This window comes from Shewanella zhuhaiensis, assembly GCF_022484835.1.
GTDB classification, from domain to species: domain Bacteria; phylum Pseudomonadota; class Gammaproteobacteria; order Enterobacterales; family Shewanellaceae; genus Shewanella; species Shewanella khirikhana.
In genome coordinates this window covers 123554-137629 of record NZ_JAKUDL010000006.1, presented here as the reverse complement: position 1 = coordinate 137629, position 14076 = coordinate 123554, and the positions used below count along the sequence as shown (strand labels likewise).

Genomic DNA, 14076 nt, shown 5'->3' with positions numbered 1-14076 from the left:
ATTCCAACGAGGTTGCAGGAGGCTGAATCATGGGGATGACACTGACGTTTTACGGCGCCACTGAAGAAGTAACCGGCTCGTGCCATTTGCTTGAACTTAATGGTAAACGGCTGCTGATTGACTGTGGCCTGATCCAGGGCCGTAAAGAGCAGGAAGCCCGAAATCGTGAACCCTTTCCCTTTGACCCCGCCAGCATAGATGCGGTTGTCCTCTCCCACGCGCATATCGACCACTCAGGCAGGTTGCCACTCTTGGTCAAACAGGGCTTCAGCGGCCCGATTTTCACCCACAGCGCTACCCACGAACTGTGCGCCATTCTGCTTAAGGATGCCGCCATGTTGCAGGCCAAAGATACCGAGCGACAAAACAAAAAGCGTCTTAAAAAGGGCCTTGAGCCGCTTGATGTGCTATTCGATGAAGCGGATGTCGACCAGGCTATCAGCCGGTTTATCCCCATCGACTATGGGCTGCGACTCGACCCCATTCCCGGCGTTACCGTGACTCTGAGGGATGCGGGCCACATTCTTGGCTCTGCGCTGCTGGAGTTTGAGCTGGATGATGGTACGCACCGTAAAAAGCTGGTGTTCTCCGGCGACCTTGGCCGCGCCGGTATGCCGATTTTGCAGGACCCGGTGATGGTCGATAGTGCCGATTTGGTGCTGATGGAGTCGACCTATGGCAACCGTCAGCACCGCAGCTGGGAAGCCACTCTTGCCGAGCTTAAAGTCATTTTCGCCCGCGCCATCAGCGGCAGCAGTGGCAATATTTTGATCCCTGCCTTTTCGGTGGGACGGGCGCAGGAGCTGTTATACCTGTTCCATCTGTATGCCAAAGACTGGGATTTGTCCCGCTGGACCATCTGTCTGGACAGCCCTATGGCGATTGAGGCCACCAAGGTTTACATCCGCCATTACCCGCTTATGGATGAAGACTTTAAACGCTTTGTGCGCCAACACCCCGGCAAACATCCGCTTCTTTCCGATGTGGAGTTCATCCAAAACACCGAAGACTCGATGGCACTCAATGAGATACATCAGGGGCTTATCATCATTGCCGGCAGCGGCATGTGCAATGGTGGCCGCATTCGCTGTCATCTGGAGCACAACCTGTTCAGACCCGAGTGCGACATCATCATCTGTGGTTATCAGGCCGAAGGTACGCCGGGCAGGGCGCTGGTGGATGGTGTTGACAGTCTTACCATCAATGGCCAGTCAATCGATGTCAGGGCACGGATCCACACAGTGGGCGGCCTGTCGGCCCATGCGGATCAGGCAGAGCTTATTCGCTGGTATCAGCACTTTGAGCACAGACCGCCACTGGTGTTGGTGCATGGCGAAAAAGAAGCTCAGGAAATCCTTATGGCCACCCTGGAAAACACCGCCGAGCCCCCCCAGGCACTGGCCGCTGCTGGCTTTGCCGACAGCCTTGACCTGACGGCGCTACCGGCGCTGCGCTGGCGTTGGCAGGGGCAGACAGAAGATTAACGGCAACGATTAGCGCTGGCGTTGCTGCATGCCTTACTGCATCATGTTTGCTTTGATGCCTTGGGGGAATGAAGTGGACGCCGTATCGCTGCGCACGGGCCTGATTTATGTCGCTGTTGCCGTGCTGTTCTGGGGCATGTTGCCCATTGCTTTAAAACTGTCGGCAGCCTTTATCGACCCGGTCACCCTGACCTGGTTCCGCTTTTTGGTGGCCCTGCTGGTGAGTGTTGCTGTGCAGTGGCTTGGTGGTCGTTTGCGTCAGTTTGCAGCCCTGAATCGCCGCGACTGGATGATGCTGATCGCAGCCTCGCTGCTATTGATGTTCAACTACGTTTCTTTCGTCTATTCCCTCGATTATCTGGCGCCCGGTGTGGCGCAGCTCAGTTTCCAAACCGCGCCCTTTTTCCTTGCCTTTGGCGGGGTGCTGTTTTTTGCGGAACGCTTGAAAGCGGTGCAATTGGCCTGTTTTGCCTTGCTGGCGCTGGGCATGTACTGCTTTTTTGCCCCCAGACTCAGTTTCGATGGCGGCGCCGGAGACTTGCTGCTTGGTCTGCTGATTGTTCAGGCATCGGCTTTGGCCTGGACCAGTTATGCGCTGCTGCAAAAGGCGCTGATCCCCAAGTTGTCACCCGCCAATGTGCTGCTGTTTATTTATGGTGCCGGGATTTTGGTGATGGCGCCGCTGTGCGATTTCCGAGCCTTTGCTTCCATGGATCAGGGCGCTTGGTTGGTGGCCATTTTCTGTGCCATCAATACCCTGGTAGCATATGGCTGCTTTGGTCAGTCCATGAAGTATTGGCCCACGGCCCAGGTGAGCGCCATGCTGGCATTGACGCCGGTGGTGAGCTTTACCCTCACCGCCATAGTGGTGGCGCTGAACTGGTGGCCTGGGGTGTTTGTCACAGATAGCCTTACGGCGCTGAGTTTGGGCGGCATAGTGCTGATTGTCGCCGCCGTGGCTGCACTGCAATTACTGCCTAAGTACCTGGCGGCAAAAGCGGCCCGTGCTCAGGCGCGCACTCAAGCAGAGGCTGTTACAGGGGCAGAGGCAGAGGCTGTGACAGGAGAGCCGCGCCAATGACCCCTGGCAATACCCGCGCGGCTTCACCGCAGTTTCAGCGGCCCTTGCAGCTGAGTAGCATCAATGCCGTGGTGTTCGATCTGGATGGCACCCTGGCCCATTCCAATCCGGATTTTCCTGCGATGCGCGCGGCGCTCGGGCTTACTTCCGGCGCCGATATTCTGGCCCATGTGCAAAGCCTGCCAGCGTCTGAGCAGGCGCGGGCGCTGGATATTGTGCATCATTTCGAGCTGGAAGCGGCTGCCAATGCCAGTTGGATTGATGGTGCGCCGGAGCTGCTGAACTGGCTCCATGCTGAAGGCCTGCCCACAGCCGTGCTGACCCGCAATATGCGCGAAGCCGCCAGCCATACCCTGAGCCGACTTGGGCTTGAAGTCGATGTGCTGCTGACCCGTGAAGATGCCCCAGCCAAGCCAGATCCCACAGGGCTATTGCAAATTGCGGCGGCCTGGCAGCTCCCACCGGCTCGGGTACTGTATGTGGGGGATTATCTGTTTGATTTGCAAACAGCAGGTCGGGCCGGCAGTCCGTCGGCCTTGTATTGCCCGCAAGAGCTGCCACCTTTTGCCTCTATGGCAGATGTGCTGGTTCCCTGCTATTTTGGCTTGATTGAAGCGTTCAGCGCGAGCCGGCGCGGCTAATCCACAAGAGTCTCAAGCTGTCGGCAATGCCAAACAGCCAGGCCGCAGCCAGCAGATATAGCCCCTGTTGGGCGCTCTCCATGCTCAGGGTGCGGGTGTGAATTTCGGCCATCAGCCCGGTAATATCCATTGGCAGACTGCCCGCCAGCAGCTCATCGGCCATTTGTCTTGAGACCGACAAAATATCGGCCAGCATCAATGACAAACTGATGGCCGTGACTATCAAAATAGTCCACCCGAGGCGCTTTTTATTCAGATACAGATGGCCACTGCCGGGGCACACAAACAGATTCAGCAGCAAGGCTTTGAATTCACTGGACCGAGTTGTGGGATGGGAAGCCGTGGTGGGGCGCGACATACTGGAGCTTAGCCTCGAACAATGGAATTACCGCAGCATAGCAGCTCAGCGCTTCTGGGCAAACTCAGTGCTCAGGCGCTTGAAAGGAGAAAACGATGAAGTTCAAATGGATATTCGCACTGGCATTGGCAAGCCAGCCCCTTTTGGCCGCCGAGGGACCATCATTCGACTGCAATAAGCTGGGGCAAAACCCGGCCGCGGCAGAGCGCCTTATTTGCGAGGATGCTGAGCTTGCGGCATTGGACCGACAGCTTGCCGAAGTATACAGCGGCGCCCGTGAGAAGGCGCACAACGAGCAGCCTCCCATGCTGAAAGCCGAGCAGCGTGGCTGGATAAAGGGGCGTAATGAATGCTGGAAAAGCAGCGACCTGAAAAGCTGCGTGAAGGACAATTATCTGCTGCGCATCGCCGAGTTGCAGGCACGCTATCGCTTGCTGGCCGAACGTGGCCCCTTCTTTTGGGATTGCGGCGCAAACGGGGAGCTGGTGGTGAGCTTTTTTGATACCGAGCCGCGTACCCTGATTGCCGAGCGGGGCGACAGCGTGTCACTGATGTACAGTGAGCGCAGTGCCAGCGGCGCCAAATATCAGGGCCGCAACGAAAGCTTCTGGGAACATCAGGGGGAGGCCTCTGTGACCTGGGGCTATGGCAGCGAGCCATTCAGTTGCAAGCTGAAAAACTAAGGAAGGTGCGAATAAGTCCCGTGCTTGCTCTGCGTGAGCTTACAGTGGATAGATGCAAGGCACGGTTCGCAGCGAATGGCCCTAGTCCTTCGCAAGAATTCCCTAAGCCTGCAGCAATAAAAAAGCCGCCCCGAGGCGGCTTTTTTGCATCCGACGGCTTACTCGCCAATCAGGGCTTTAATCATTTTCTGACCGATTTCAGTGTGATGCTGCATGGTCGAGAATTGCTTGGTCACACCGTATGGGCCAAAGGCATACACGGGAACCGGCGCGGCAGTGTGCGTACCTGTACCCCAAACCACGTTTTGGTCGGCCGCCAGCGCACGGCCAATCAGGTTGGCATGCACTTCGTCGGCGTAAACGTAGAACTCTTTGAAGTCGTTCACTTTAGGGAACACGGTGGCAGACAGGTAGCTGTGGCCATCGACCCAGTACTCGTTGGGTTCGCGCAGGGCAACCGGGGCGGCCTGCTCTGGGGTCACCTTGAACTGGCTGTACTGGTTAATGGCTGCAGCCCACTGATCGCCAGTGGTACCGTCGAAGGCCCAGTCGGCGCTCACGCTGTCCATCATGTTGTAGAAGGTGCCGCTCTGAGCGTACAGCTTGTCGAGTTTATCGAGGCTGCCGAAGTTGAAGTTGGGCTGGTAGTCAGCGCCCTGCATGCCGTCGCCTGGCAGGCTCTGGGCTTGTGGCAGATCTTTGCGGCTGTAGCTCAGGCCGAAGCTGCCGGTTTCGTGGTCTGCGGTCACCAGCACCAGGGTATCGTCACGCTCTTTGGCCCACTCGTACACGGCGTCCACGGCTTCATCGAAGCGCAGCAGTTCGTTGAGCATCCAACCGGCGTCGTTCACGTGGCCGGCCCAGTCAATCTGGCCGCCTTCGATCATCAGGAAGAAACCATCGGGATCTTTGGAGAGAATATCCAACGCTTTCAATGTCATGTCGCGTAAAGATGGCTCTTTGCAATCACCAGCTTGCTGGCAGGCCTTGTAGGCGATGGCATCCATCATGCCTGAGTTGGCAAACAGACCCAGCAGCTTGTCACCATCGGCGGCGGCCAGTTGCTCACGGTCAAACGCCAGCTGATAACCTTTGCTTTCCTTGGCTTCTTTAAGCAGGTTGCGGTCGTCCTTACGCTTGGACTTTTTCACTACCGAAGCAGCAGCGCCCAGGGCGGCAAGTTCTGCCTTCACGGCGTCGTTGCTGCTGGCATCCTGAGGGATAAACTCGCGGGCCCCGCCTGAGAGCATCACGTCGACCATGGCCTTGTCGACCATTTCAGCAGCGATGGCTGACTCGTAGCTGCGGTGTGGTTGGTGAGCCGCGAAGGCTGCCGGGGTGGCGTGGGTCAGGCGGGTATCGGATACCAGGCCTGTGGCCTTGCCCTTGGCTTTGGCCATTTCAAGAATGGTTTCAACTACATAGCCCTGAGCATCCAGGCCAATCATTTCTGAACCTGCAGGCTTGCCGGTAGCGAGCTGGCTGGCAGAACAGGCGGAGTCAACTACCAGGCTGCCGTCAGGACCGTTGAGTGACAGACCCATTTGTCCGGCGTCGCCCAGGCGCTTGAGTGCGGTTTGGTTGCCCTTGCTGTTGTAGGTAGAGGCGGGGGCGCGGCGGGCGTATTCTTCCAGCAGACCTACCTGCTGAGCACCCATGCCATCGCCAATCATCAGAATGACGTTTTTCACCGAGGTAACTTCCTCGGGCGCCACTTCCTTAATGACCTCGACTTCCTTAATTACTTCAACGGTTTTATCATCGTTGCAGCCACTCATCAGTGCGGTGGCGATGGCGACTGCCAGCAGGCTTTTATGTTTCATTATCAGCTGTCTCTTTATCCATGAGGGTGAGGTTAAAACGCCCAAGAGTCTGGCGAGACAAGATGACAAAATGACGACGATTTTATTGCAGTTTGAGTAAAGGCTCGTATTTATTGCGCTGGAATATCATGCGGTTAAATTACAAGAGTACCTTGCATACCACTTTACGTACCGCCACTGGCTGCTCACCGGTACCCGGCATATGCATGTCTTCCGGCATGAAAATGGCGAACATATTGGCTTTTAACGGGATAAAGCTGGCGGCCTCTCGGTTCTGCTCATAATCATATTCAATAAAATCATGTGCTTCATTGTAGGCAGCCAGCGGCTGTTGCTGCTCCAGCGGCAGGTAACCAAAGGCTTCTTCACCACTGACCACAAATTGCACGTCGGCATAGCGTCTGTGGGTTTCAAAGGGTTCTGTGCCGGCGGGCTGGGTGAGGTAGTCGTTAACGATGGCGAACAGGTTATCGCCGTCGATGGTGTGACGCCCTTTTGGCAGCGCAGTCAGATCTGTGCCGGCGAGAAACTCCAGTGCTGCAGTGATGCGCGGATGCAGGCTTGTGTATCTGTGGCGGTTTTCCAGTTTATCTACAATCATGTAAAGCTCCGGCATGGGCATAGCGCCCGGGTTGGTGAAGCTGGATATCAGTTGAAGTTACAGCGTAAAAAGTGGCGCAATTATAGCGCCTGCATCCAGGCAAAGGCAGCGACTTTCAAAACCGGGCCGCAAATTTTGGAGGCAGGCGTAAATGGTGTAAGGTGCTTCACTTCCCGGGGATGAGATTCAAGGACAGGCGTTGAAGGCACTGAGATTACTGGCGGGAAAAACCGCCATGAAAACCATTCGTGAACAAGGGCTTAAGCCTGAGCTTTTTTCGCGCCTGCTGGCGGCTTCGGGTGGCCCCAAGTGGATTGGCGTTGCCGGGCTGGACAAGTATCTTTTCAGTGAGTTTTTCAAAGAGCGCCAGACGCCGCTGTATACCCTGGGCGCGTCATCGGGTGCCTGGCGGCTCGCCTGCCTCGCCCAGCAAGACAGATTGCAAGCCTACGCCCGCCTGGAAGCCTTTTATATCGGCCAGCGTTACGATGTAAAACCCAGCCGTGACGAAGTGAGTCGGCAGGTCAGTGGCATAGTGCAGGCCATTTTAGGTGACACTGGCGCCGGGGAGTTGCTGCAAAACCCGGTTATTCGCTCACATTTCGTGGTTTGCCGCGGCAAACACTTAAACCGGGTTAATGGAAAATTGCCCCTGGCGCTGGGATTGTCACTGACGGCCGCCACCAACGCACTCAGTCGCCGCAGCCTCGGCTGGCATTTTGAGCGCTTGGTGTTTTCTCAAAAAGACAATGAATCACACTTTCGTTTACTCGAGGATTTGCCCACCAGGCAGTGTTTGTTGTCGGAACAAAACCTCAGAGATGTGCTGCAGGCCACCGGGTCCATCCCACTGCTGCTATCGCCGGTAAAAGCCATTGCCGGGGCAGGGCAAGGACACTTTTATGATGGTGGGATTACCGACTATCACTTTGATTTTGAACTTGAGCAGCATCGGGGGCTGACCCTGTATCCGCACTTCTTCCCTCAGGTAAAGCCGGGCTGGTTTGATAAATCCCTGCCATGGCGACAGGCCGCCGCCAACTATCACAATGCACTCTTGTTGGTGCCATCGGCTGAGTATGTGGCCTCGTTGCCCTACGGGAAAATTCCCGACCGTGACGATTTCAAGACCTTGGACACCGAGAGCCGTCAGCGGTTTTGGCACACAGCGGTTGCCATGAGTGAGCGACTGGCGGATGAGTTTAACGAGGCGCTGCACGGTGGAGAGTTAATACTCGAACCTTTCTCAGAATGAAACAAAGTATTCTGTTTGCTGGTCTAATGCTTGAGACTGATTAATTTTTGTTCATGGGGTTTGTGTGCTGCGAACCTGCTAAAATTTGATCAGTTCGTGAGTTCTACTCCGCAGATTGTTGCAGGAGGTTACCATGCAATCACAGGAAATGGCGTTACTGATCCACGACGCCCTACTGTTGCCAGATGGACGGCTTGAGTTGAGGATTGTTGAGCCGCGCTATTTGCGTATGGTTGCCGAGGTATACAAGGGTTATTACCCGCTGGCCTTCGCAATGCACAAGGCCAATGGTCATCCACCTTGCTACCCTGAAGCGACACAATGCGAGATCATAGACTTTAACCAGTTAGAGGACGATTCCCTCAGCATCATTGTTGAGGGGCGTCAGCGGCTTGAAATCCTCTTGGCCCATCAGGAGAAAGACCTGTTGTGGAAGGTGCAGGGACGGCCGTGTCATAACTGGGAAAAAGAGCCTATCGACGGCGAGTTCGAAATCATCAGCGCCGCTCTGGAGCAATTTTATCAGGTGAATCCAGACCTCTTTGGTCTGTACAGCGATGTACACCTGGAAGATGCTGCCTGGGTCAGCCAACGTTGGCTGGAGGTGCTGCCCATGTACAGTCAGGACAAGTTCAAACTTGCCAATCAGCCTGACTGTCACAAGGCGATGGATTTTGTGCTCAAACTCATCAAATCCCACGCGGGTTAAGCCGGTCAGGGCGGGGCGTTTGCCCCGCCCTGTCTTTGCCATTACACTGAGCGCCCCGTTCCCAAAGGGTTTTTCACGTGACTGACAATGCCAGTGGCGCCCGTGCCGCTCAGCCTTCCTATGTGGTGCTGCCAAGGGGCCACACAGCTTCAACTGTATTCGAGTTTCTGTGCAGCCATTTTGCCCGTATCGGCGCAGATGTTTGGCGTGCCCGTATTCTGGACGGCAAGGTGCATTGGCAGGATGGCAGTCTGATTGATTTGCAAACCCCTTACCGTGCCACGGCGCGGGTGTATTACTACCGCGAAGTGGTGGCTGAAACCCGCATTCCGTTTCAGGAACAGATCCTTTATCGCAACGACCACATGATGCTGGTGTTCAAGCCGCATTTTCTGCCGGTCACGCCCTCTGGCAATTATGTCAACGAATGTCTGGTGCACCGGCTGCGGATTGCCACTGGCATAGATACAGTCTCCCCTGCCCACAGGCTCGACCGCGAGACCGCTGGGGTGATGCTGATGAGCCTGAATCCCGATACCCGCCACTGCTATCACGATCTGTTTTTAAGCGGCCGTATTCGCAAAGACTATGAGGCCGTTGCCAGATTGACCCCCGAGCTGATGGCGAGCCTGGATGAAGGGCTGGAATTACCCAAACACTGGACAGTGAAAAACCGTATGGCCGAGGCTGAGCCGTCGTTTTTGATGCGGGTGGTGGCGGGTGAGGCTAACAGCCATTCTGAGATTTCACTGCTCAAACATCAGGGCGATCGCGGTTTGTTCGAACTTAGCCCCATCACCGGCAAAACCCATCAACTGCGGGTACATATGCACAGCCTGGGAATGCCGCTGGAAAACGATCGCTTCTATCCTCAGCTGATGCCCAAATCGGCAGACAATTTCGACCGCCCACTCAAGCTGGTGGCCAAGCGGCTGCGCTTTACCGATCCGCTCAGCGGCGAAGCTATCGATATAGGTTGCAACGGTTTTTCCGGTGAATTTGCCTGACAGCATATTCGTCTGTTTTCGCTCGGTTACACAATGTTACTGCTGTTGCGGGTTGTGAATGGGCTTTGGCTAACTCCATGGCGGGTGGGAGGCCCTTTTGTTAATCAGGCATTAAATCCTTTTCTTACAGAACATTGTGCTAATATTGTAACTAGACGTAACATTTTGCACGGTGTAGGCTGGCTGTTAATTCCCGTCGTTGTCCGGCTTAGGAAATGGATTTTCCCCACGCAATATCAAGGTGTTTGATTTCGGTTGACGGCTGACATCATTTCTTTGGTATCCAACTATGTCTATTGCAACCATCACATCAGCGCCGAGTGAGCTGCCCCACGGTCATGCTATCTGGATTGGCCCCCGCGAACCTCAGCCATGGCACCCCTGGTTTGCTGAGCTTTCCTGTGCCGACGAGGCAAGCCGTCAGGGCAACAACAGCACCATGATAGTGCTGGCTTTGCCGGCTGAAGAGCAGGATGCGGCGCTGCGGCTTTTGCGTGGCAACAGTGCCACAGCGCTGTCGCTTATTTTTGTGCTGCACGAAAGCGCGCTGTCGCCGTTTTTGGCCAACGGTGTCTTTGACTCCCAATTCAGAGAACACTGCACCGAGCATGAGCAGCGCCTCGAACAAATGCGCCTGGCCCATGGCGATGACCCTGAATTCAAGCTGCTGTGCTGGCTGTGGCTGACCGACTCGGCACTGGCGCCCCACGCGGTGCCGTCACGGCCCGAGCTTTACGATTACCCGCTGCTGAGAGCCTGGGGCATGGACAGCCAGGAGGTCTTTGCCTGGCTTAACAGTCTCAAGCAAAAGGGCTGGATTGAACCCAAGCGCCTCTACAACCGCACCCGCTATTGCCCGCACTGCGACTCGGGCCACCTGAATTACATCGACGTTTGTCCCCGTTGTCGCAGCCTCGATATCGAGCATCGCAGCAGTCTGCATTGTTTCAACTGTGGCCATGTGGGCGCCAAAGATGACTTTTTGCGCAGTGGTAATCTGGGTTGCCCCAATTGTCTGACTCAGCTCAGGCACATTGGAGTGGACTACGATCGTCCCATTGAAAATCAGGGCTGTAACAGCTGCGACCACCTGTTTGTGGAGGCAAGTGTCGAGGCCCACTGTCTGCACTGCTCTACGCCTTCCCAGCTCGACAGACTCAAGGTACGCAATATTCACAGTTTCCGGCTTACCCCCGCCGGTCGTGCGCTGGTGCGTCAGGGGGCACTGCAAAACCTGTTTCAAATGGTGCCCGGCGAGCGCATGACTCAGGGCCAGTTTCTGTGGCTGGTTAACTGGCAAAATCAACTGGCACAGCGTCATGGTCACCATCATTCGCTGATGTCGATTGAGATGCTGAATCTGGAGGCTTTTCTCAAGGCCGAAGGCGAAACTCGTGGCTTTGCCCGATTGGATGCCATGATGGAGCGGCTCAAGGGGCTTATTCGCGTTACCGACGCCTGCAGTAATTACACCGCCCAGGGGTTGCTGCTGTTTTTGCCTTATACCGAGGTGTCCCACGTTCAGGTTGTGGCTGACAAACTCAGAGAAATGGAAGAGTTGCAGGAAGGCAGCCGCATAGAGGTGCGTCTGCGGGCGCTGTCGCTGCCTGCTGAGACTGGCCCAGCCATTGATGAATGGCTGGCACAGGCGCTTGCCGGGGCGCCGCAGCTTTGATGAGTGAGCTGCATACCATTGAGTACATTCTGGCGGATGTCTGGCATCAGCTGGGCACCCACCGCAGCTTTTTGGTGTATCTGGTTCCGCTGATCCTCTGCTATGAACTGCCCTTGATGCTGATGGTGGTGCTGGGTATTTTACGCTTTTATTATCAGCAATATATGCAGCCGCACAAGGTGTCGTCCTACCTGCCTAAGGTGTCCTGCGTTATCACCTGTTACGCCGAAGGCGAGGCGGTGCGCTCGACCATAGAATCCTTTGTGGAGCAGATTTATGACGGCGAGATGGAAATTATCGCCGTGGTGGATGGCGCAGTGCAAAACGACCACTCCTATCAGGTGGCGATGAAGGCTAGCCGGGAGCTGTCGCGACCGGGGCGCAACGTGATAGTGCTGCCCAAGTGGCAACGGGGCGGTAGGGTTTCGACCCTCAATGCCGGGCTGAGTGTTGCTACAGGCGAGCTGGTGCTTAACGCCGATGCCGATACCTCGTTTGATAACGACATGGTGTCGACCATAGTGCCCTATTTTGAAGACCCCCACGTGCCCGCTGTGGGCGGCGCGCTGCGGGTACGTAACGTTAAAGACAGCTTCTGGACCCGAATGCAGGCCATCGAATACTTAATTTCGATGCAGGGTGGTAAAACCGGCCTTGGTCAGTGGAATCTGCTCAACAATGTCTCGGGCGCTTTTGGTGCTTTCAGGCGCGAACTGCTGATCCAGATTGGTGGCTGGGATACCCATACCGCCGAAGACCTGGACTTGACCCTGCGCTTCAAGCAGTACTTTGCCCGCCACCCCGAGTGGCATATTCCCTTTGCAACCCTGGCCATTGGCCACACAGACGCGCCGCCGGATCTGAAAACCCTGGTACTGCAGCGATTGCGCTGGGACGGCGACCTGCTATTTCTGTATTTCCGTAAGCATTGGCCTGCTTTTACCCCTAAACTCTTGGGCACAGGCACATTTTTATTCACATTACTGTACGGCTTCCTGCAAAATGTACTGATGCCCTTTGTGATTGTGATCTACGGGGTGGGGCTGATGCTCGCCTATCCCTGGCAGTTTTTGACCTCGATAGCCATGACGATTTACGTGTTCTATCTGGGCTTTTTGGTGTTTTTCTATTTGTTGGTGTTGCTGGCAATTTCGGAGCGGCCTTCCCTGGATTGGAAGCTGGCCGTGTGGTTGCCCGTGTACCCCTTTTATGCCTTGTTTATGCGGCTTGTATGTGCATTTGCGCTTCTCAACGAAGTGGTGCGCCGCTCCCATGAGGAGAGTTCCATGGCGCCCTGGTGGGTGATGAAGCGCGGGAGACGATTTTAAGTGAAGGTGAGTTACAGTCCGTCGGACAAGGCGCAGGCGCCTACCCAGGAGTCCGGCGTAAAGGTGAACTACGACAAGCCCAAGCGCGGTGGCTATCGCGGCCGTTGGTATTTGCTGCTGGCGTTGGTGATCACGCCAGTGCTGTTGGTGTTGTGGTTTTTGTTGAAGCCATGGCTGTTTGTGCTGGCCCCCGGCATTGTTACCAGCGAGCCACTGGAGATGCGCTCTCCGGCCGCGGGCATGGTCAACGCGGTATACCAAAAGCGTGGCGATGCCGTGAGTGCAGGGCAGCCACTGCTGGTGCTGAAAGACCCGGCGCTGGACGCGCAAATTCAGGGGCTGGAGCGACAGCTGGCGCAGATGCAGCAGTTTCGTGATTTGGGCGCCGAGATAAGCAGTCAGCTCAGCGAAAAAATCCGTGTCGCCGATGAAGGGGTGAAACGTCAGGACGAATTACTGGCCCAGTTTGAGAAGTTTCGAGCCAAAGGCGTGGTGCCTACCGCCGATATGGCGGCCGTGATGCAGGCGCACACTTCGGCCAAAATGGCGCTGGAGCAGGCCCGGGCCGAGCTTATTATGGAGCAGCAGCGTCAGCAGGAATCCCGCCAGGCAGGGGTGGTTACCCAAAGCCGTCAGCGGATGGAGCTGGAGCTGTCGCGCCTTAAAGCGCTGCGTGAACAGCTCACCATACGTGCGCCTTACGATGCGCGGGTTGCCGATATTCAGGTACAGGTGGGTGAGCAGTTGGCACTGGAGCGGCCGCTGCTGTGGCTTTCTGGCCGCGCCAATCCTGTGGTGGTGACTTACCTTGACCCCAAATACCTCGACTATGCAGGCCTGGGGCAGGAAGCCAGTATTCGGTTGCCCAACGGCGACAGCTTCCGTGGCCGGGTGGAAGAACCCACAGAGCTGGTGAGTAAGCTGCCCAAGCAGTTGTCTGGTCCGTTCGACGGTGAAAAGCCGGTGCTCAAGGTCACGCTGACCCCTGACGATGCCTTGCCACTGGCGGTGGAAGGGGTGCCGGTTGAAGTGAGTTTCGATCGCTTTTAAGTTTTGAATACAATATCCATTGATAAAGTGTGCCAGTGGCCGTAAGCTTCCCTTAGCGAATAGAAACAGCAAATCGACACAGCAGATGGGGAAGATAATGAAAAGCACACAGCTGATACTGGCATTGGCAGCCGCAACTTTATTGGGGCTGGCGGTTTGGCAGCTGGGCGGAACCGATAAGGCGCCAGCAGCTTCTGAGCCGCTAGCGACAGCCGAAGCCAACAAAGCCAAAACGTCAGGAACTGAAACAGTACCCGCGCAATCTACTGCAACAACCGATACCGCGCAGCTGGCTGTACAGACGGATTTAAAGAGTGCTGCAGAGACGGCGCAGAAGATGGCTTCAGACACCACCGGGAATATCGCACAAGAGGTTCAGGG

Annotated in this window: 13 protein-coding genes; 10 read left to right on the top strand and 3 right to left on the bottom strand. The window is 55.9% G+C overall.

What is annotated here, in order from left to right; genetic code table 11:
- The first annotated feature begins 29 nt into the window (after nt 1-29).
- The 3 genes from MJ923_RS16180 to MJ923_RS16170 are packed head-to-tail and all read left to right on the top strand — an operon-like array spanning nt 30 to nt 3206.
- Nucleotides 30-1484, top strand: a complete 1455-nt coding sequence (locus tag MJ923_RS16180; RefSeq protein WP_240591965.1) for an MBL fold metallo-hydrolase RNA specificity domain-containing protein — start codon at nt 30-32, stop codon at nt 1482-1484.
- Between the two features lie 55 nt (nt 1485-1539).
- The gene (locus MJ923_RS16175; protein WP_240592062.1) at nt 1540-2565 is read left to right on the top strand and encodes a DMT family transporter; all 1026 of its coding nucleotides are present in this window, start codon (nt 1540-1542) and stop codon (nt 2563-2565) included.
- Complete coding sequence (locus tag MJ923_RS16170; RefSeq protein WP_240591964.1) at nt 2562-3206, top strand: HAD family hydrolase; 645 nt, start codon at nt 2562-2564, stop codon at nt 3204-3206. The genes MJ923_RS16175 and MJ923_RS16170 overlap by 4 nt, the downstream gene beginning before the upstream one ends.
- Here the strand turns inward: MJ923_RS16170 and MJ923_RS16165 are convergent.
- Nucleotides 3184-3564: a hypothetical protein gene (locus MJ923_RS16165; RefSeq protein ID WP_240591963.1), complete on the bottom strand. Its 381-nt coding sequence runs from the start codon at nt 3562-3564 to the stop codon at nt 3184-3186. The two genes, MJ923_RS16170 and MJ923_RS16165, sit on opposite strands and share 23 nt — an antisense overlap.
- 95 nt (nt 3565-3659) lie before the next feature.
- Here MJ923_RS16165 and MJ923_RS16160 point away from each other — a divergent pair, with 95 nt between their 5' ends.
- A complete protein-coding gene (locus MJ923_RS16160; protein ID WP_240591962.1) occupies nt 3660-4247 on the top strand; it encodes an MliC family protein in 588 nt (195 codons plus the stop codon).
- A 158-nt stretch (nt 4248-4405) separates the two neighbouring features.
- Here the strand turns inward: MJ923_RS16160 and MJ923_RS16155 are convergent, their stop codons facing one another.
- Both MJ923_RS16155 and MJ923_RS16150 read right to left on the bottom strand, forming a co-directional pair.
- A complete protein-coding gene (locus MJ923_RS16155) occupies nt 4406-6070 on the bottom strand; it encodes an alkaline phosphatase (protein ID WP_240591961.1) in 1665 nt (554 codons plus the stop codon).
- Between the two features lie 139 nt (nt 6071-6209).
- Nucleotides 6210-6671, bottom strand: coding sequence for a NanQ anomerase/TabA/YiaL family protein (locus tag MJ923_RS16150; RefSeq protein ID WP_240591960.1), 462 nt, complete (start codon nt 6669-6671; stop codon nt 6210-6212).
- A 199-nt stretch (nt 6672-6870) separates the two neighbouring features.
- On the opposite strand from MJ923_RS16150, the gene MJ923_RS16145 reads away from it, so the two are divergent.
- From MJ923_RS16145 to MJ923_RS16120, 6 genes are all read left to right on the top strand, one after another.
- A complete protein-coding gene (locus MJ923_RS16145; protein WP_240591959.1) occupies nt 6871-7926 on the top strand; it encodes a patatin-like phospholipase family protein in 1056 nt (351 codons plus the stop codon).
- 133 nt (nt 7927-8059) lie between these two features.
- The gene (locus MJ923_RS16140) at nt 8060-8635 is read left to right on the top strand and encodes an LON peptidase substrate-binding domain-containing protein (RefSeq protein WP_240591958.1); all 576 of its coding nucleotides are present in this window, start codon (nt 8060-8062) and stop codon (nt 8633-8635) included.
- A gap of 77 nt (nt 8636-8712) precedes the next feature.
- Nucleotides 8713-9642, top strand: coding sequence for a pseudouridine synthase (locus MJ923_RS16135; RefSeq protein ID WP_240591957.1), 930 nt, complete (start codon nt 8713-8715; stop codon nt 9640-9642).
- A gap of 289 nt (nt 9643-9931) precedes the next feature.
- Entirely contained in the window at nt 9932-11317 is a 1386-nt protein-coding gene (locus MJ923_RS16130) for a TackOD1 domain-containing metal-binding protein (RefSeq protein WP_240591956.1), read from the top strand.
- The gene (locus MJ923_RS16125) at nt 11317-12645 is read left to right on the top strand and encodes a glycosyltransferase family 2 protein (protein ID WP_240591955.1); all 1329 of its coding nucleotides are present in this window, start codon (nt 11317-11319) and stop codon (nt 12643-12645) included. The genes MJ923_RS16130 and MJ923_RS16125 overlap by 1 nt, the downstream gene beginning before the upstream one ends.
- On the top strand, nt 12646-13695 hold the full coding sequence (locus tag MJ923_RS16120; RefSeq protein WP_126168321.1) for an HlyD family secretion protein: 1050 nt from the start codon (nt 12646-12648) through the stop codon (nt 13693-13695).
- The last annotated feature ends 381 nt before the right edge of the window (nt 13696-14076 follow it).

Bases quoted from the DNA above. Each gene is read 5' to 3' on its own strand.
- MJ923_RS16180 (WP_240591965.1), top strand. From the start codon at position 30: ATGGGGATGACACTGACGTTTTACGGCGCCACTGAAGAAGTAACCGGC.
- MJ923_RS16175 (WP_240592062.1), top strand. From the start codon at position 1,540: ATGCCTTGGGGGAATGAAGTGGACGCCGTATCGCTGCGCACGGGCCTG.
- MJ923_RS16170 (WP_240591964.1), top strand. From the start codon at position 2,562: ATGACCCCTGGCAATACCCGCGCGGCTTCACCGCAGTTTCAGCGGCCC.
- MJ923_RS16165 (WP_240591963.1), bottom strand. From the start codon at position 3,564: ATGTCGCGCCCCACCACGGCTTCCCATCCCACAACTCGGTCCAGTGAA.
- MJ923_RS16160 (WP_240591962.1), top strand. From the start codon at position 3,660: ATGAAGTTCAAATGGATATTCGCACTGGCATTGGCAAGCCAGCCCCTT.
- MJ923_RS16155 (WP_240591961.1), bottom strand. From the start codon at position 6,070: ATGAAACATAAAAGCCTGCTGGCAGTCGCCATCGCCACCGCACTGATG.
- MJ923_RS16150 (WP_240591960.1), bottom strand. From the start codon at position 6,671: ATGATTGTAGATAAACTGGAAAACCGCCACAGATACACAAGCCTGCAT.
- MJ923_RS16140 (WP_240591958.1), top strand. From the start codon at position 8,060: ATGCAATCACAGGAAATGGCGTTACTGATCCACGACGCCCTACTGTTG.
- MJ923_RS16130 (WP_240591956.1), top strand. From the start codon at position 9,932: ATGTCTATTGCAACCATCACATCAGCGCCGAGTGAGCTGCCCCACGGT.
- MJ923_RS16125 (WP_240591955.1), top strand. From the start codon at position 11,317: ATGAGTGAGCTGCATACCATTGAGTACATTCTGGCGGATGTCTGGCAT.